The sequence below is a fragment of the Dorea longicatena genome, assembly GCF_025150085.1.
GTDB lineage: Bacteria > Bacillota > Clostridia > Lachnospirales > Lachnospiraceae > Dorea_A > Dorea_A longicatena.
This window is the reverse complement of the sequence record NZ_CP102280.1, coordinates 2,655,003-2,671,859: the sequence shown is the minus strand read 5'-3', so window position 1 is coordinate 2,671,859 and position 16,857 is coordinate 2,655,003. Positions and strand designations below refer to the sequence as shown.

The following is a 16,857-nucleotide window of genomic DNA, read 5'->3' as shown; positions in this document are numbered from 1 at the left end:
ATATGTCTATTGACAGTACAGGGAAAATAGAGTAAAGTCTTAGTCGTATCAAAAATAACTTAATAAAAGCAAACTTTCTCTTATTCAGAGCAGTGGAGATACAAAGGATCTGTGAAACTGCGGCAACCCCATTGTAGGAAGGTGCCAGCCTGAGCGAGTGATCGAACAATAAGAGGATTGGTTTATGAAGATATCAAACCGTCCACTTATATAAGTGGACGGTTTTTAAAACGCCATGCGTTCGGAAGAAGCTGCCGGTGGCAGGTTCTGGAGATACAGACAATCCCAAGAGAAAGAATGCAGGAACTGTTTTTTAGAAAAGAAGGAGAGAAAAGAACGTGGAAAGAAGATTATTTACGTCAGAATCAGTAACTGAAGGACATCCGGATAAAATGTGTGATCAGATCTCAGATGCCATTCTGGATGCATTGATGGAGCAGGATCCAATGAGCCGTGTTGCATGTGAGACAGCAACAACAACAGGTATGGTTCTTGTTATGGGTGAGATCACAACGAATGCATATATTGATATTCAGAAAATCGTTCGTGATACGATCAAAGAGATTGGATATACAAGAGGAAAATATGGATTTGATGCAGAGACTTGCGGTGTGATCACAGCAATCGATGAACAGTCTACAGATATCGCTATGGGTGTTGATAAAGCACTTGAAGCAAAAGAGCATACAATGTCAGAAGAAGAGATTGATGCAATCGGAGCCGGAGACCAGGGAATGATGTTCGGTTATGCTTCTGATGAGACACCGGAATATATGCCATACCCGATCGCACTTGCACACAAGCTTTCAAGAAAGCTTACAGAAGTAAGAAAGAACGGAACACTTCCGTACTTAAGACCGGATGGAAAGACACAGGTTACGGTTGAATATGATGAGAATGGTGTTCCGGCACGTCTGGATGCAGTCGTACTTTCGACACAGCATGATCCGGAAGTGACACAGGATCAGATTCATAAAGATATTAAGAAATATGTATTCGATACAACAATTCCTGAAGGAATGGTAGATGATAAGACAAAGTTCTTCATCAATCCGACAGGACGTTTCGTAATCGGCGGACCACACGGAGACAGCGGACTTACAGGACGTAAGATTATCGTAGATACTTACGGTGGAATGGCACGTCACGGCGGCGGAGCTTTCTCTGGAAAAGACTGTACAAAGGTTGATCGTTCCGCAGCTTATGCAGCACGTTACGTTGCAAAGAACATCGTTGCAGCAGGACTTGCCAAGAAATGTGAGATCCAGTTATCTTATGCAATCGGTGTTGCACATCCGACATCTATCATGGTAGATACATTCGGAACAGGTGTGTTAGAAGATGACAAACTGGTAGAGATCATCCGCGAGAACTTTGATCTGCGTCCGGCAGGAATCATTCAGATGCTTGATCTTAGAAGACCAATCTACAAACAGACAGCGGCTTACGGACATTTCGGACGTACAGATATTGATCTTCCATGGGAGAAACTGGACAAAGTAGAAGATCTGAAAAAATATTTATAGAAATTTTATAAAAGTTTATGGGTGCTTTGGTGTGAAGCACCCATTTTTCATGCTATAATTTTTTTTAGTGGAGGACAGATACATGAAGCTGAAAACGCGATTAGTTATAGCATTTTTTACGATTATCATTATACCGGTCCTTATGGCAGCCATGATGGTTTCAATGGTATGCCGCTATCAGATCGGAGTGGTGGAGAAGAATTATGGGATTACAGGAACGACGATTTCTGATTTTACGAATTCCATGCAGGTACTTGCACGTGTTACGGAGAAGCCGTATCATGAACTGAAGAAGATGTCAGAGCATGCATCTGAGATGGAAGATGCGACAGAACTGGACCAGTTTAATAAAAAACTGGAGAATAAGAATGCATATCTGCTGGTGAGAAAAGACGGAACAATCGTATATACGGGCAGCGATGATGATCGTGTAAAAGCGGTGATCGAACAATTGCCGGGATATGGAGATACAGATACAACATCGGAGAACGGAATTTATCTTGGCGGAGATGCAGAAGCATTGGTAAAACAGGTAGATTTCAGATATGATGACGGCAATAAGGGAAGTGCGTTCATTGTGTCAGATGTATCCAATGTAATTCCGGAGGTTGGACAGTTTTTCTGCGAAATCCTGATTGGAATTGTAGTGATACTGATACTTACTTCGGCAGTTCTTATTATCTGGATTTACCGTGCGGTTATGGGGCCGATCGGCAAGATGCAGACAGCGGCGCAGAATATCAAGGATGGGAATCTGGATTTTGAGTTGAAACCGGAGGCTGACGATGAACTTGGAAAACTCTGCCAGAGCCTGGAAGAGATGAGAGGACGCCTGAAGGATAGTGCCGAAGAAAAATTGAAATATGACAAAGAAAGTAAAGAACTGATAAGTAACATTTCACATGATCTGAAGACACCTGTGACAACGATCAAAGGTTATGCCGAAGGAATTATAGATGGTGTTGCAGATACACCGGAGAAGATAGACCGGTATGTCAGAACAATCTACAATAAAGCGACAGAGATGAATACGCTGATCAATGAGCTGACATTGTATTCTAAGATCGATACGAATAAGATCCCTTACAATTTTAATATCGTGTCGGCGAATGAATATTTCAACGACTGTGCGGATGACCTGTCGGTTGAACTGGCAGCACAGAATGTAGGATTTGGTTATTTTAATTATGTAGAGAAGAATGTACGGATCATTGCAGACCCGGAGCAGGTAAAACGTGTGATTCACAATATTGTCAACAATTCGTTGAAATATATGGACAAACCAAAGGGAATGATCAATCTGCGTGTCAAAGATGTAGGAGATTTTGTACAGATTGAACTGGAAGACAACGGAAAAGGAATTGCAGCAAAAGACCTGCCGAATATCTTTGACCGATTTTATCGGACCGATGCGTCGAGAAATTCGTCCACCGGAGGAAGTGGAATCGGTTTGTCTGTAGTAAAGAAGATTGTAGAAGAACACGGCGGTAAGATCTGGGCAACAAGCAGAGAAGAGACCGGAACGACAATGTATTTTGTACTAAGAAAGTATCAGGAGGTACCAGTCAATGAGTAAGATATTAATAGTAGAAGACGAAGAAGCAATTGCAGATCTGGAACGGGATTATCTGGAACTGAGCGGGTTCACCGTAGAGGTTGCAAATGACGGAGATATAGGACTTCAGAAAGCACTGAACGAAGATTATGATCTTCTGATCCTGGATCTGATGCTGCCGGGAACGGACGGATTCGATATCTGCCGTCAGGTGCGTGATGTGAAGAATACACCGATCGTGATGGTATCTGCGAAGAAAGATGATATCGATAAGATCAGGGGACTGGGACTCGGCGCCGATGATTACATGACGAAGCCGTTCAGCCCGAGCGAGCTGGTAGCGAGAGTGAAAGCGCATCTGGCAAGATATGACCGTCTGACCGGAAGTGCGGCAGAGAAGAATAAAGTGATCGAGATCAGAGGACTGAAGATTGATACAACTGCAAGACGTGTGTGGGTGAACGGAGAAGAACGTACATTTACGACGAAGGAATTCGATCTGCTGACATTCCTTGCGAGCCATCCGAACCACGTATATTCGAAAGAAGAGTTATTCCGGGAGATCTGGGATATGGAGTCCATCGGGGATATCGCAACGGTAACGGTGCATATCAAGAAAATCCGTGAGAAAGTAGAAGTAGATACATCCAACCCGCAGTATATCGAGACGATATGGGGTGTTGGGTATCGGTTTAAGGTGTAAGTAAAAATGTAGCAAAATATTTTGAGATGCAAAAATATCCCCGGAGGTCTGGTACACCTCCGGGGGTTTTTATTCAATGGAGGATATGATATGATAATGTAAATAAATAAGAAACACGAGGAACGACATATATGATCACAAGTACATCCAATGCCAGAATCAAACGTCTGGTGAATTTAAAGAAGAAGAGAAAATTAAGAGACGAAGAAAGCGTCTTCCTGGTAGAAGGAATCCGTATGTTCAGGGAAGTGCCGCTCGACAAGTTAAAAGAAGTCTATGTATCCGAATCCTTTTACAAAAAAGAAAAAGATACCGTAAAAGAAGTCCTGAAAGACTCTAAAGTAAGAGTAGAAGAACTGACAGATACTGTATTCGCCCATGCATCAGATACTAAGACCCCTCAGGGAATCCTGTGCGTGGTGGAACAGATGAACCATGAAATCAATGAACTGACGTCGGCAAAATGCCCGCTGATCATGGTATTAGACCATCTGCAGGATCCGGGCAATCTTGGAACCATCCTGCGTACAGCAGAAGGAGCCGGCGTGACCGGCATCCTCATGGACAGAGAATGCGTCGATGTCTATAATCCGAAGACAATCCGCTCAACGATGGGATCGATATACCGCATGCCGTTCGTATATGTGGAAGATCTTGGCAAAGGAATACAGGATTTAAAAGACAAAGGTATCACCACTTATGCTGCACATCTGGAAGGAACGAATTCCTATGATGAGGAAGACCTGACGAATCCATGTGCATTCCTGATTGGGAACGAGGGGAATGGCCTGAGACGCGAGATCGCAGACATGGCAGACTGCTATGTCAAGATCCCGATGCTTGGACAGGTAGAGTCATTGAATGCGGCAATCGCTTCTTCGGTGTTGATGTTCGAAGCCGCAAGACAGAGAAGGAAAGTGTAATTAAATGAGATACAATCCACTCATTTTACAGAAGAAAATTGCTTTCTTTATCAGAGTATAGTAATATAGTGAACAAGAAATAATATATACGGAAAAGAGGGGACGGCTTATGAGAGTGATCTGTTGGCTGGCAATATTCATTGTACTGTTGATCATTGAAATCGCGACAATGGGACTTACTACGATCTGGTTCGCAGGAGGAGCACTGCTCGCATTCTGTGCAGGACTTGTCGGTTTTGGGCTGGGAGTGCAGATCGGAGTATTTGTTATAGTTTCCATTCTGCTGCTGATTCTGACAAGACCGATCGCGGTGAAGTTCTTCAATCAGGAGAGGCAGAAGACGAACGCAGAGAGTCTGATCGGACAGCATGCACTGGTGACAGAAGACATCGATACGATAAAGGCCAAAGGGCAGGTAGAGATCCGGGGCCAAATCTGGTCGGCGAAGACGGATGAGCCGGACGGAACAATCCCGAAGAACACAGTTGTTGTAGTAAATGGTATTCAGGGCGTGAAACTGATTGTGCATGCCAGAGAGGAGTAGAGTATGATTTTTGGATTGATTTTATTAGCGATTATTATCTGCGTAGTGATTTCCTGTGTAAAGGTAGTCAGACAGGCGCAGGCATTGGTTATTGAAAGACTGGGGGCATATCAGGCAACATGGGGAACCGGACTTCACTTTAAGATTCCGATTTTTGACCGTGTGGCAAGAAGAGTGGATCTGAAAGAGCAGGTAGTGGATTTTGCACCGCAGCCGGTTATCACAAAAGATAACGTAACGATGAGAATTGATACCGTTGTATTTTATCAGATCACGGATCCGAAGATGTTCTGTTATGGTGTGGCGAATCCGATCATGGCGATCGAGAACCTGACAGCCACGACACTTCGTAACATCATCGGTGATCTGGAATTAGATCAGACACTGACATCCAGAGAGACGATCAACACGAAGATGAGAGCATCTCTGGATGTGGCAACCGATCCTTGGGGAATCAAGGTAAACCGCGTGGAACTTAAGAACATTATCCCACCGGCAGCCATCCAGGATGCAATGGAGAAGCAGATGAAAGCAGAGCGTGAACGTCGTGAAGCCATCTTACGTGCCGAAGGTGAGAAGAAGTCTACAATTCTTGTGGCAGAAGGTCACAAAGAGTCTGCAATTCTGGACGCCGAAGCTGAGAAGCAGGCAGCCATCCTGAAAGCCGAAGCACAGAAGGAAGCAACGATCCGTGAGGCTGAAGGTAAGGCAGAAGCCATCATGAAAGTACAGCAGGCAAATGCCGATGGAATTCGTTTCCTGAAAGAAGCAGGAGCCGATGAGGCTGTTCTTACCATGAAAAGTCTGGAAGCATTTGCAAAAGCTGCTGATGGAAAAGCAACGAAGATCATCATTCCGTCAGAGATCCAGAGCATTGCAGGTCTGGTAAAATCTGTTACAGAGATTGGCGCAGATGATAAAAAAGAAGAAAAGTAGACAAAAGACATAAGATAAAAGTCAAAGAATAAAAGCGAGGTACAAAACAATGGATTTAAAAGGCAGAAATTTCCTGACGCTGAAAGATTTCACACCGGAAGAGATCACATATCTGCTTGATCTTTCCGCAGAATTAAAAGAAAAAAAGAAAAAAGGAATTCCGGTTGATAAATATAGAGGAATGAATGTGGCATTGATCTTTGAAAAGACCAGTACCAGAACCCGCTGTTCTTTCGAAGTAGCTGCTCACGATATGGGTATGGGAACGACTTACCTTGATCCTTCAGGTTCACAGATCGGGAAGAAAGAAAGTATCGAAGATACAGCAAGAGTTCTCGGAAGAATGTTTGATGGAATCGAGTATCGTGGATTCGGACAGGAGATTGTGGAGGAACTGGCCAAATATGCAGGCGTTCCGGTATGGAACGGACTGACGAATGAGTATCATCCGACACAGATGCTGGCGGATATGCTGACGATCCGTGAACATTTCGGACATCTGAAAGGTATCAAACTGGTATACATGGGTGATGCAAGATACAATATGGGCAATTCCCTGATGATCGCATGTGCCAAATTAGGTATGCATTTTGTGGCATGTACGTCTAAGAACTATTTCCCGAATGAGGAACTGGTAGAGACTTGCAAAGGATATGCAAAAGAGACAGGAGCAACCATCACACTGACAGAAGATATCGAAAGCGGAACCAAAGATGCAGACGTTATCTGTACGGATGTATGGGTATCCATGGGTGAGCCGGACGAAGTATGGGAAGAACGTATCCGCGAACTGTCTCCATACAAGGTGACAAAGAAAGTAATGGAAAATGCAGGAGAACAGGCAATCTTCTTACACTGTCTGCCGGCATTCCACGATCTGAAGACAAAGATCGGTAAACAGATCCATGACAAATTCGGCCTGGACGATATGGAAGTTACAGATGAAGTATTCGAGTCTCCGCAGTCAAAGGTATTTGACGAGGCTGAGAACCGTATGCATACGATCAAGGCTGTCATGGTGGCAACACTTGGTGAAAGAGAGTAGGCAAGAGCAGACAGATTATGAAATCAGAAATATTACGTTTGTTAAAAGAAAGCGATACATATATTTCCGGACAGCAGTTGTGCGAACAGTTTCAGGTATCCAGAACGGCCATCTGGAAAGTGATCGACCAGCTTAAAAAAGAAGGTTATGAGATAGAGGCGGTGCGCAACAAAGGCTACCGCCTTATCGACAGTCCGGATGTTATGTCAAAAGCAGAGATTGAAAGTCTTGTAGACACAAAATGGGCAGGAAAAAATGTCGTATATTACGATGAAATTGACTCGACCAATAACCGCGCCAAAGAAGCCGGAGATAACGGGGCTGCTCACGGTACTTTATTCGTGGCAGATATGCAGGTGGCAGGAAAAGGCCGCAGAGGCCGTGTCTGGAAATCACCGTCCGGAAGCAGTATCTATATGACGATCCTGTTGTATCCGGATATTCCGCCGGTAAAGGCACCACAGCTTACGTTACTTATGGCGATCGCTGTGGCAGAAGGTATCCAGGAAGTGACCGGACTTGAGACGAAGATCAAGTGGCCGAATGATATCGTGGTGAATGGCCGGAAGATCTGCGGTATTCTGACGGAAATGAGTACGGAGATCGACTATATCAATCATGTCGTGATCGGTGCCGGAATCAATGTGAATCAGGATACATTTCCGGATGATATTAAGGCAACGGCTTCCTCACTTAAGCTGGAACTCGGAAAGAGCGTAAAGCGTTCCGAGCTGATCGCAGCAGTGATGAAGAGCTTTGAAAAATGCTATGAGATCTTCATTAAGACGGAAGATCTGTCGGGCTTACAGGAACTTTATAATTCCATGCTGGTGAACCGGGATCAGGAGGTCAAGGTCCTGGAACCAGGAAATGAATATAAAGCGCACGCCATCGGCATCAATCAGACTGGAGAACTGATTGTAAGAACGCCGGATGGGAAAGAAAAAGAAATCTATGCCGGAGAGGTATCAGTTAGAGGTGTTTATGGGTATGTATGATGAAAAAGTGGTGCTTTGCGGCGCCAATTCATATGAAGAAAAATATTATCTGAATCCGGATTTTGAACAGCTCCCGGATGATGTAAAGAATGAACTGAAGATCATGTGCGTGTTGTATGTGCATGATGTAGGAGGAATCCTGACGCTGGTATTCGAAGAGAACGGGGAATTATGCTTTGAAGTAACCTCCGATGATTTTGACCCGATGTTCGATGACATCGGAAGCCAGCTTAAGATCAAGCAGCTGCAGAGAGACAAGCAGGATCTTCTGCAGGCATTGCAGTTATATTATAAAGTATTCTTCCTGGGTGAAGAGATAAACAGCGAAGAGTAACTATAAGGAAACAGACAAAACAGGAGGAGAAAGATGCTTCTTGTAATCGATGTAGGAAATACGAACATTACACTCGGAGTGTTTAACAAAGACGAATTATTTGGCACATTCCGTATGAAGACAAAGCAGCCGAGAACATCGGATGAATATGGAATTACTTTACAGGAACTGGTAGAAAGACACGGGATCGAAAGCTCGAAGATCAATGCAGTGATCCTTGCATCCGTAGTGCCGGATGTGATGCATTCACTCGGCAGTGCGATTATCAAATATTTCGGCGTAAAGCCGGTGGTTGTATCTGCAGGAATTAAGACGGGAATCCGTATCGTCACGGAGAATCCGAGACAGGTCGGCCCGGACCGTATCGTAGATGCAGTCGGTGCTTACACCTTATATGGTGGACCGGCGATCGTGGTAGACTTCGGAACGGCAACGACATTTGATGTGATCGGCCCGGACGGAACATTTGAGGCGGGCGTGATCGCACCGGGAATCCGCACTTCGGCACAGTCTCTCTGGGGAGAGGCAGATATGCTTCCGGCAATCGAGATCCGTAAGCCGAATTCCATTCTCGCAAAAGAGACGATCACGGCAATGCAGGCAGGCCTTGTATATGGTCAGATCGGTCAGACTGAATATATCATTAAGCGTATGAAAGAAGAGTCCGGCTACCCGGATGCAAAGGTTATTGCAACCGGCGGACTTGGCAAGATGATTGCGAATGAAACAGACATGATCGATGTGTATGATTCACAGCTTACGTTAAAAGGACTTCGGTTCATTTACGAAAAGAATAAAAAAAGTAAATAATCTACGGTGTTGATAATGTAGACTTTCAGAGAAATGTGCAGCACTATATATCAAGATGGTTCCGCCAGTGTAAGAGTGGGGCTATCTTAGCTGATATATAGTGCTGTGTGTTTCTTGGAGGAAATGAAGTATAATTGTGAGAAGAATGATAAGTATCCTGGAATAATCGAAAATAGAAGATGTTTGTAAATTGTTCAGGGATAACCAGGATAGAAGATAATAGTAATTAAAATTAATTAACAGGAGTAGAAAGATGAAAATCGGGAATGTTAATCTGGCAAATCCATATATTCTCGCGCCGATGGCGGGAGTAACGGATCTGCCGTTCAGATTGCTCTGTAAAGAGCAGGGAGCCGGACTTTTGTGCATGGAGATGATCAGCGCGAAAGCCCTGCAGTATAAAAATAAGAATACCAAAGCATTACTTGCAATCCATCCGGAAGAGTATCCGGTGTCGTTACAGCTCTTTGGTTCCGATCCAAAGATCATGAGTGAGATGGCGAAAATGATCGAAGAGCTGCCGTTCCAGATCCTGGACATCAATATGGGATGTCCGGTTCCGAAGGTAGTACGGAACGGCGAAGGTTCTGCACTTATGAAGAATCCGAAGCTGGTACATGAAATCGTATCGGCAGTGTCGAAAGCAATCGAAAAGCCGGTAACGGTGAAGATTCGGAAAGGATTTGACGATGATCATATCAATGCTGTAGAGATCGCAAAGATCATTGAAGATGCAGGCGGTGCGGCAGTTGCCGTGCACGGACGGACAAGGGAACAGTATTATTCCGGTAAAGCAGACTGGGATATCATCCGTCAGGTCAAAGAAGCCGTATCCATTCCGGTGATAGGAAATGGTGATGTGATTTCAGGAGAAAAGGCACTTCAGATGAGAAGAGAAACCGGCTGTGACGGCGTGATGATCGGAAGAGGTGCACAGGGCAATCCATGGATCTTCCATGAACTTCAGGAATATGAAAGAACCGGTGTTGTTCCTCCGAGACCGACTCCGGAGAAAATCAAAGAGACAATGCTCAGACATGCAAGACTACAGATTGAATTCAAGGGAGACTTTATCGGGATCAGGGAAATGCGTAAGCATGTTGCCTGGTACACAAAGGGAATGAAAGGTTCTGCAAAACTCAGGGATGCGATCAACCAGGTGGAATCTTATGAAGAGTTGGTGGAACTTCTGGACAAGGCGATTGTATAAACAGAGAATCTGAATAATAGATACCGTCGGAAAATGAAAAGAACAGGCGTAAAATAGGGATATACAAGAGACAAAAACATTGACATAAAACACGCATTTATGTATAATAATGAAATTGTGAAAGTATCTTTATTCTATGACAGATTAAATATTCAGATAGATGATTCAGGCATAAAAATGTCAGAGTAATATGGAACAGAAAAAGGAGCAGGAGACAGATGGAAGCAAAGAAAAAATTACTTACTTATGCTGGTTTAAAAGCACTGGAAGACGAACTTGAAAACCTCAAGGTTGTAAAACGTAGAGAGATTGCACAGAAGATCAAAGAAGCAAGAGAACAGGGAGACTTATCAGAGAACGCTGAGTACGATGCAGCAAAAGACGAGCAGAGAGACATTGAAGCACGTATCGAAGAACTGGAAGCAATTCTTAAGAATGCAGAAGTTGTAGTAGAAGATGAAGTTGATTTCGATAAGATCAACATCGGATGTACTGTAAAAGTATTCGACATCACATTTGACGAAGAGATGGAATTCAAACTGGTCGGCTCTACAGAGGCGAACAGTCTGGAAGGAAAGATCTCTAACGAATCACCGGTTGGTCAGGCTCTGATGGGCAAACAGATCGGAGATGTCGTAACAGTAGAGACACAGGCTGGAGTAATGGAGTACAAGGTACTGGACATCAGCCGTTCATTATAAGAGACAGGCAGATACCCGTCGAAGAATAACCAGGACACAAGACTCAGGCCTCTCTTACACGGGAGGTCTGAATTCAGATAAGGAAGGAGAATAAAAAAGTGGCTAAGCAGCAGAACAATGGACAGGAACAGGACGTGAACCAGTTAAGAAAGGTTCGCCGTGATAAATTAGCAGAACTGCAGCAGAATGGAAAAGATCCGTTCAAGATCACAAAATTCGATCAGACACATCACTCACTGGAAGTGAAGAGTCTGTATGAAGCACATGAGGCAGAACTTTTAAAAGATCATCATACACCAGATGTAGAAGGTATGGATGAAGAGCAGGCAAAAGAGGTTCTGAAGAAAGATTATGAAGAGAGAAGAAGCATCATGGATGCCAATCCAATCCACGTAGCAATCGCAGGACGTATGATGTTCAAGAGAGTTATGGGTAAAGCTTCTTTCTGTAACATTCAGGATCTTCAGGGAAGCATCCAGGTATATGTTGCAAGAGATGCGATCGGAACAGAATCTTATGCAGATTTCAAACGTTCTGACATCGGTGATATTTTCGGATTAGAAGGATTTGCATTCAGAACAAGAACCGGAGAGATCTCTATCCATGCAGAGAAGATGACACTTCTTTCCAAGAGTTTACAGATCCTTCCGGAGAAGTTCCACGGATTAACAGATACAGATACACGTTACCGTCAGAGATATGTAGACCTTATCATGAATCCAGAGTCAAAAGAGACATTTATCAAACGTTCTAAGATCCTCAAAGAGATCCGTAACTTCTTAGACGGACGTGGATTCATGGAAGTAGAGACTCCAATGCTGGTAAGCAACGCAGGTGGAGCAGCTGCAAGACCATTTGAGACACATTACAATGCTTTGAACGAAGATGTAAAACTTCGTATTTCTCTGGAATTATATCTGAAGAGACTGATCGTCGGAGGACTTGAGCGAGTATACGAGATCGGACGAGTATTCCGTAACGAAGGTGTAGACACACGTCACAACCCGGAATTTACACTGATGGAATTATACCAGGCATATACAGACTATGAAGGAATGATGGAACTGACAGAGAGCATGTTCCGTTACCTTGCAGAAAAGGTATGTGGAAGTGCAGTGATCAGCTACAACGGAACAGTCATCGATATGGCAAAACCATTCGAAAGAATTTCCATGATCGATGCTGTTAAGAAATACGCAGGTGTTGACTTCTCAGAAGTTAAGACAGACGAAGAAGCAAAAGCATTAGCAGACAAGCATCACGTAGAATACGAAGAGCGCCACAAGAAGGGTGATATCCTGAACCTGTTCTTTGATGAGTTCTGTGAAGAGAAGATGATCCAGCCTACATTCGTAACAGATCATCCGATCGAGATCTCACCACTGACAAAGAAGAATCCGGAAGATCCGAACTATGTAGAGCGTTTTGAGTTATATGTATACGGACGTGAGATGTGTAACGCATACTCAGAGTTAAATGACCCGATTGATCAGAGAGAACGTTTTGCAGCACAGGAAGAAGCATTTGCAGCCGGTGATGAAGAGGCAAACCACACAGATGAAGATTTCCTGAATGCACTGGAAATCGGTATGCCACCAACAGGTGGAATCGGATACGGAATCGACAGACTGGTAATGTTACTGACAGATGCACAGGCTATTCGTGATGTGTTATTATTCCCGACAATGAAGTCACTGGATGCTGATAAGAAGGCAAATAAGACTTCCGAAGCAGCTCCTGCAGAGGCTGAAAAACCGGTTGAAAAGATTGATTTTTCTAAGGTAAAAGTCGAGCCATTGTTTGAAGAAATGGTTGATTTTGATACATTCAGCAAGTCAGATTTCCGTGCAGTAAAGGTTAAAGAGTGCGTTGCAGTACCGAAGTCAAAGAAGCTGTTACAGTTTACTCTTGATGACGGAACAGGCACAGACAGAACCATTTTAAGCGGTATTCACGCTTATTATGAGCCGGAAGAACTGGTTGGAAAGACTCTTATCGCTATCACAAATCTTCCACCGAGAGCTATGATGGGCATTGACTCTTGTGGTATGCTTCTCAGTGCTATCCACGAAGAAGAAGGCGAAGAAAAGCTTCATCTTCTGATGGTTGATGACCACATTCCAGCAGGTGCAAAGCTCTATTAAGATGATGTAAAGATGTACCGTTTTACAAAATAGACGGGACGTACTTCATTTGATAAAAAACTAAAAAAACAGCGATTTACATCAAACTTACATCAATTGATGCAGAAATCGGTGCAAGCAAGAAAAATCGCATAATTAGCAGAATGAATGGGCAGTCCTGAAATCGGGATTGCCCATTTTTAGAAGAAAGACGAAAAACTCTTGACCTGCACGCAGCGTATACGCTTATACTATCAACATAAATCATAAGGAGGTGCATCTGATGTTATTAAATGAAATTATAAATGAGGTTGAAATGACAAAGCGTGCAGTTAAGTATTATGAAGAAAAAGGATTGCTGTCAGTGGATAAAGATAACAATGGTTATCGTAACTATACTGCACAAGATGTTGAAACTTTAAAAAAGATTTCAGTATATAGAAAACTCGGTATTAGTATTAAAGACATACAGAGCCTTTTGGAAACTGGCGACAAAAGTATTCTTCTTCGTATTTATCAAGAAAAAGTGCAGGAAAAAGTTTTAAAAGACTCAGAACTTGAAGCTTTGAAGCAATTTATAGATGATGGTGACGCAGACAAAGCAAATGAGGCACTTGATTATCAAACCGTTGAAAATGCAATTGAGTCTTTGCTACCGGGAAAAGAATGGGGAGATTATTTTAAAAGTCATTTCAAACCATTTCTTAATGTAAGGTTGAAGACTCTGGAACAGAAGCAGGCACTACAGAATATATTAGAATATTGCGATGAAACGACATTGAAAGTTCCTTTTATTATGGGAATAGGTGCGAAGATGATAGGTGGGATTGCACAAAAAACCAGAACCGCAGATGAGATGATAGCCTATTATCGTGATATGAGTGAAAGTGAATATGAAAGACTAAAAGAAAAAGTATGGAAAGGTGCTAAAATGAAAAACGGTATAATGAAATACCATCCAGCATTTATTGCACAGAGAAAAATGCAGAAAAAGTTACAAAATAAAGGATATAACGATATATTCATTCCTAATTTAATGGTTCTGTCTCCAACGTATGCAGAATATAAGAAAGCGTTAGATAATGTGAACGATAGAATGTGTAGAGAACTTGGACTGTATTATGATAGCAATTATAACTTAGTTATTAAAAAAGATAATTCTAAATAAAAGTTAAACTACCCTTTGGGAGAGGAGAAATCCTTGGTATGCTCCCCGTCAAGAGGACAATAAAAAATAATAAATTTTTGTATCGTCAGCCATGCTATGGCTGGCGATATTTTATGCTGCTTTTGTATATTGCTCATGATATTTCATTGGTGTCATTACATGCAGTTTCCTTTGAAGTCGTTGGTTGTTGTAGTAATCTATGTAATTAGCTATCGCAGTAATCAAAGAGCTTCTGTCATTAAAACGCTGTTTATAATACATTTCTCGTTTTAGAATTCCCCAAAACCCTTCCATTGGTCCATTGTCAATACAGTGGGCAACTCTAGACATACTCTGCTTCATATGATGTTTTTTTAATCTAGTATAAAACTGTGCGCTTGTATATTGAAAGCCTCGATCAGAATGAACTAATGGGTGTGCATCTGGCTCCTGACGAACAGCCTCATCAAACGTGTCCATAACTAATGGATTATCATTATGATCGCTGATTTTAAAGGAAACAATCCTTCTATCATATAAATCTAAAATAGCACTCAGATAAACTTTATGAACTTCTATTCCGTTGTAGTATTTAAATTCAGAAACATCTGTAAGCCACTTTTCATTCGGTTTTTCGGCGTGAAATTCACGGTGTAAATAGTTTTTTGCTATGTGATCAGGATTTCTGTCTCCTCTGGTACAACTCTTAGGTTTCCATTTAATATTTGATTTTATATCGTATTTCCTACAAATACGAAGTACTCGTTTATCATTCACATGAATTCCTTTATGTCCATCTAATTCATCACGAATCCTTCGGTATCCCATATCTGGATGCTGGTGATGAATCCTTTGGATTTCAGTGGATAGTCTTTCGTTTCGAAGTTCATTATTACTTTTCGGATATTTTCCCCAGCGGTAATACGCAGAACGTGTAACATTAAGATATTTACAAAGTCTATCTATGGGATAATGCTTAGTAGACGATAGTTTTTGGATGGCTTCATATTCGGCTAACCGATGGATTAAAGATAGCGACCCCTCCTTTCCAGTTCTCTGACTTTTTTTAACAGATCATTCTCCATTTGTAAGTCTAGATTTCTTCTTTCCAGTTCAGCTATCTTGTCACGTAGCTCTTCTTCAGGTGTTCTGCTTGGAAGAGAAGCTATACGACGTCCACGTCTGTCTTCCAGACCCGCTTGACCCATCTTTTCGTATCGTATTACCCAATTGCGAACTTGTTGATAGGAACAATCATATTTGAGTGCCATTGCACCATAATTCTTATCATTTGCAAGACAATCTGTTACTATTTTTAATCTCTCATCAAGTGTAGTGTTCTTTGCCTTTTTCATGTAAGCACCTCCAGTGGATGTTTTTAATATTCCACCAGAATTATACACCTTAATCCAATCGGAAAGCTGTCTGTGTGAACGAATTCCGTATTTTGTGCAAATATCCTGAAGAGATCCTTCTCCGTTAAGATAATCATTTATAGCAGATATTTTTAAATCTTTTGAATAAGATTTGTTTTTCGGTTGATTGAGTAATCCAGTTGGTCCATCATACTGATAAATAGAAATCCAATTTCGAATACTATGATGATCAACTCCCAATTCTTTTCCTGCTTGCTGTATGCCAATTTCTCCTGCAAGGTAGCGTTCGACTATTTTTACTTTTTCTACTGGTTCTATCTTACTCTTTCTGAACATGAAAATACCCCCATATAGGACTTTTATATTTCATTGTCCTATATGAGGGTAGCATATCACCTTTTCTCAAAGGGCTTTTTCTATTTATACGGATATTCGCAAACTACAAGATAAAGCCAAAACTTCATATACTCTAAGCACAAGGAGGTTGAGGTTTGGCTATGAACAACAGTTTAGCAGAAGTACACCCAGAGCTTATTACGGAATGGTCGGAGAAGAATTTACCGCTTACACCTGATGATATTACCTTTGGTTCAAATAAAAAAGTATGGTGGAAAGGTACTTGCGGACACGAATGGCAAACAAGCGTTAAGGCTCGTTCCAATGGAGAAAAATGCCCGATATCCGCTATCATGGATTGCCGGAAGGCGAGGATGCATCTTTCTTTCTGTGCAAAGAACTGATACCGGGATATCTTAATGGAATTACAGGAGAGTATGCACCTCCGGCAGGGTATCTGGTAAATGAAAAGGAAGCAGAGGCATTTGATAGAGAGTTCCCGTATATGGAGAAGAAAAAACTTCTGGGACAGATTTTTGAATGATGAAAAGCAGGAGGTAAATTTAGATGAAAGCAATGGAAAAAGACTG

19 protein-coding genes and 1 riboswitch are annotated in these 16,857 nt (G+C 42.3%); of the genes, 17 read left to right on the top strand and 2 right to left on the bottom strand.

Annotated elements, in window-relative coordinates:
• Positions 1 to 77 precede the first annotated feature (77 nt).
• Positions 78 to 175, top strand: a riboswitch (SAM riboswitch).
• A 2-nt stretch (positions 176 to 177) separates the two neighbouring features.
• The 15 genes from NQ508_RS12810 to NQ508_RS12740 all read left to right on the top strand — a co-directional run bounded on the left by NQ508_RS12810 (position 178) and on the right by NQ508_RS12740 (position 14,576).
• Positions 178 to 372, top strand: a complete 195-nt coding sequence (locus NQ508_RS12810; RefSeq protein WP_006428708.1) for a hypothetical protein — start codon at positions 178 to 180, stop codon at positions 370 to 372.
• Positions 339 to 1,526: a methionine adenosyltransferase gene (metK, locus tag NQ508_RS12805; protein WP_044920607.1), complete on the top strand. Its 1,188-nt coding sequence runs from the start codon at positions 339 to 341 to the stop codon at positions 1,524 to 1,526. Before NQ508_RS12810 ends, metK begins: the two co-directional genes overlap by 34 nt.
• 82 nt (positions 1,527 to 1,608) lie before the next feature.
• Complete coding sequence (locus NQ508_RS12800) at positions 1,609 to 3,102, top strand: HAMP domain-containing sensor histidine kinase (protein ID WP_006428706.1); 1,494 nt, start codon at positions 1,609 to 1,611, stop codon at positions 3,100 to 3,102.
• Positions 3,095 to 3,784 carry a response regulator transcription factor gene (locus NQ508_RS12795; RefSeq protein WP_006428705.1) on the top strand — a complete coding sequence of 230 codons (690 nt, stop codon included), beginning with the start codon at positions 3,095 to 3,097 and terminating at the stop codon, positions 3,782 to 3,784. The genes NQ508_RS12800 and NQ508_RS12795 overlap by 8 nt, the downstream gene beginning before the upstream one ends.
• A gap of 131 nt (positions 3,785 to 3,915) precedes the next feature.
• Positions 3,916 to 4,707: a 23S rRNA (guanosine(2251)-2'-O)-methyltransferase RlmB gene (gene rlmB / locus NQ508_RS12790; RefSeq protein ID WP_006428704.1), complete on the top strand. Its 792-nt coding sequence runs from the start codon at positions 3,916 to 3,918 to the stop codon at positions 4,705 to 4,707.
• A gap of 109 nt (positions 4,708 to 4,816) precedes the next feature.
• Complete coding sequence (locus NQ508_RS12785; RefSeq protein ID WP_006428703.1) at positions 4,817 to 5,251, top strand: NfeD family protein; 435 nt, start codon at positions 4,817 to 4,819, stop codon at positions 5,249 to 5,251.
• 3 nt (positions 5,252 to 5,254) lie between these two features.
• Entirely contained in the window at positions 5,255 to 6,187 is a 933-nt protein-coding gene (locus tag NQ508_RS12780; RefSeq protein ID WP_006428702.1) for an SPFH domain-containing protein, read from the top strand.
• A 49-nt stretch (positions 6,188 to 6,236) separates the two neighbouring features.
• Positions 6,237 to 7,232 carry an ornithine carbamoyltransferase gene (argF, locus tag NQ508_RS12775; RefSeq protein WP_006428701.1) on the top strand — a complete coding sequence of 332 codons (996 nt, stop codon included), beginning with the start codon at positions 6,237 to 6,239 and terminating at the stop codon, positions 7,230 to 7,232.
• 17 nt (positions 7,233 to 7,249) lie between these two features.
• A complete protein-coding gene (locus NQ508_RS12770) occupies positions 7,250 to 8,230 on the top strand; it encodes a biotin--[acetyl-CoA-carboxylase] ligase (protein WP_006428700.1) in 981 nt (326 codons plus the stop codon).
• Complete coding sequence (locus NQ508_RS12765) at positions 8,223 to 8,564, top strand: DUF6145 family protein (protein ID WP_044920685.1); 342 nt, start codon at positions 8,223 to 8,225, stop codon at positions 8,562 to 8,564. Before NQ508_RS12770 ends, NQ508_RS12765 begins: the two co-directional genes overlap by 8 nt.
• Before the next feature lie 33 nt (positions 8,565 to 8,597).
• A complete protein-coding gene (locus NQ508_RS12760; protein WP_006428698.1) occupies positions 8,598 to 9,374 on the top strand; it encodes a type III pantothenate kinase in 777 nt (258 codons plus the stop codon).
• A 253-nt stretch (positions 9,375 to 9,627) separates the two neighbouring features.
• Complete coding sequence (gene dusB, locus NQ508_RS12755) at positions 9,628 to 10,584, top strand: tRNA dihydrouridine synthase DusB (protein WP_006428697.1); 957 nt, start codon at positions 9,628 to 9,630, stop codon at positions 10,582 to 10,584.
• A 218-nt stretch (positions 10,585 to 10,802) separates the two neighbouring features.
• Positions 10,803 to 11,285: a transcription elongation factor GreA gene (greA, locus tag NQ508_RS12750; RefSeq protein WP_006428696.1), complete on the top strand. Its 483-nt coding sequence runs from the start codon at positions 10,803 to 10,805 to the stop codon at positions 11,283 to 11,285.
• Between the two features lie 98 nt (positions 11,286 to 11,383).
• Positions 11,384 to 13,429 carry a lysine--tRNA ligase gene (gene lysS / locus NQ508_RS12745; RefSeq protein ID WP_044920602.1) on the top strand — a complete coding sequence of 682 codons (2,046 nt, stop codon included), beginning with the start codon at positions 11,384 to 11,386 and terminating at the stop codon, positions 13,427 to 13,429.
• A 262-nt stretch (positions 13,430 to 13,691) separates the two neighbouring features.
• The gene (locus NQ508_RS12740; RefSeq protein WP_006428694.1) at positions 13,692 to 14,576 is read left to right on the top strand and encodes a MerR family transcriptional regulator; all 885 of its coding nucleotides are present in this window, start codon (positions 13,692 to 13,694) and stop codon (positions 14,574 to 14,576) included.
• Between the two features lie 111 nt (positions 14,577 to 14,687).
• On the opposite strand, the gene NQ508_RS12735 is transcribed toward NQ508_RS12740, so the two are convergent.
• Together NQ508_RS12735 and NQ508_RS12730 are read right to left on the bottom strand one after the other, a co-directional pair.
• A complete protein-coding gene (locus NQ508_RS12735; protein WP_226851847.1) occupies positions 14,688 to 15,581 on the bottom strand; it encodes an IS3 family transposase in 894 nt (297 codons plus the stop codon).
• The gene (locus NQ508_RS12730; RefSeq protein ID WP_006426148.1) at positions 15,581 to 16,267 is read right to left on the bottom strand and encodes a helix-turn-helix domain-containing protein; all 687 of its coding nucleotides are present in this window, start codon (positions 16,265 to 16,267) and stop codon (positions 15,581 to 15,583) included. The genes NQ508_RS12735 and NQ508_RS12730 overlap by 1 nt, the downstream gene beginning before the upstream one ends.
• Before the next feature lie 161 nt (positions 16,268 to 16,428).
• Here NQ508_RS12730 and NQ508_RS12725 point away from each other — a divergent pair, with 161 nt between their 5' ends.
• Both NQ508_RS12725 and NQ508_RS12720 read left to right on the top strand, forming a co-directional pair.
• The gene (locus NQ508_RS12725) at positions 16,429 to 16,671 is read left to right on the top strand and encodes a zinc-ribbon domain-containing protein (RefSeq protein ID WP_080543158.1); all 243 of its coding nucleotides are present in this window, start codon (positions 16,429 to 16,431) and stop codon (positions 16,669 to 16,671) included.
• Complete coding sequence (locus NQ508_RS12720) at positions 16,602 to 16,811, top strand: hypothetical protein (RefSeq protein WP_006428693.1); 210 nt, start codon at positions 16,602 to 16,604, stop codon at positions 16,809 to 16,811. The genes NQ508_RS12725 and NQ508_RS12720 overlap by 70 nt, the downstream gene beginning before the upstream one ends.
• The last annotated feature ends 46 nt before the right edge of the window (positions 16,812 to 16,857 follow it).

Excerpts from the sequence above, each read along its gene's own strand:
- NQ508_RS12800 (WP_006428706.1), top strand. The coding sequence starts at position 1,609 with ATGAAGCTGAAAACGCGATTAGTTATAGCATTTTTTACGATTATCATT.
- NQ508_RS12795 (WP_006428705.1), top strand. The coding sequence starts at position 3,095 with ATGAGTAAGATATTAATAGTAGAAGACGAAGAAGCAATTGCAGATCTG.
- rlmB (WP_006428704.1), top strand. The coding sequence starts at position 3,916 with ATGATCACAAGTACATCCAATGCCAGAATCAAACGTCTGGTGAATTTA.
- NQ508_RS12785 (WP_006428703.1), top strand. The coding sequence starts at position 4,817 with ATGAGAGTGATCTGTTGGCTGGCAATATTCATTGTACTGTTGATCATT.
- NQ508_RS12780 (WP_006428702.1), top strand. The coding sequence starts at position 5,255 with ATGATTTTTGGATTGATTTTATTAGCGATTATTATCTGCGTAGTGATT.
- argF (WP_006428701.1), top strand. The coding sequence starts at position 6,237 with ATGGATTTAAAAGGCAGAAATTTCCTGACGCTGAAAGATTTCACACCG.
- NQ508_RS12770 (WP_006428700.1), top strand. The coding sequence starts at position 7,250 with ATGAAATCAGAAATATTACGTTTGTTAAAAGAAAGCGATACATATATT.
- NQ508_RS12765 (WP_044920685.1), top strand. The coding sequence starts at position 8,223 with ATGTATGATGAAAAAGTGGTGCTTTGCGGCGCCAATTCATATGAAGAA.
- NQ508_RS12760 (WP_006428698.1), top strand. The coding sequence starts at position 8,598 with ATGCTTCTTGTAATCGATGTAGGAAATACGAACATTACACTCGGAGTG.
- dusB (WP_006428697.1), top strand. The coding sequence starts at position 9,628 with ATGAAAATCGGGAATGTTAATCTGGCAAATCCATATATTCTCGCGCCG.
- greA (WP_006428696.1), top strand. The coding sequence starts at position 10,803 with ATGGAAGCAAAGAAAAAATTACTTACTTATGCTGGTTTAAAAGCACTG.
- NQ508_RS12740 (WP_006428694.1), top strand. The coding sequence starts at position 13,692 with ATGTTATTAAATGAAATTATAAATGAGGTTGAAATGACAAAGCGTGCA.
- NQ508_RS12730 (WP_006426148.1), bottom strand. The coding sequence starts at position 16,267 with ATGTTCAGAAAGAGTAAGATAGAACCAGTAGAAAAAGTAAAAATAGTC.
- NQ508_RS12725 (WP_080543158.1), top strand. The coding sequence starts at position 16,429 with ATGAACAACAGTTTAGCAGAAGTACACCCAGAGCTTATTACGGAATGG.
- NQ508_RS12720 (WP_006428693.1), top strand. The coding sequence starts at position 16,602 with ATGCCCGATATCCGCTATCATGGATTGCCGGAAGGCGAGGATGCATCT.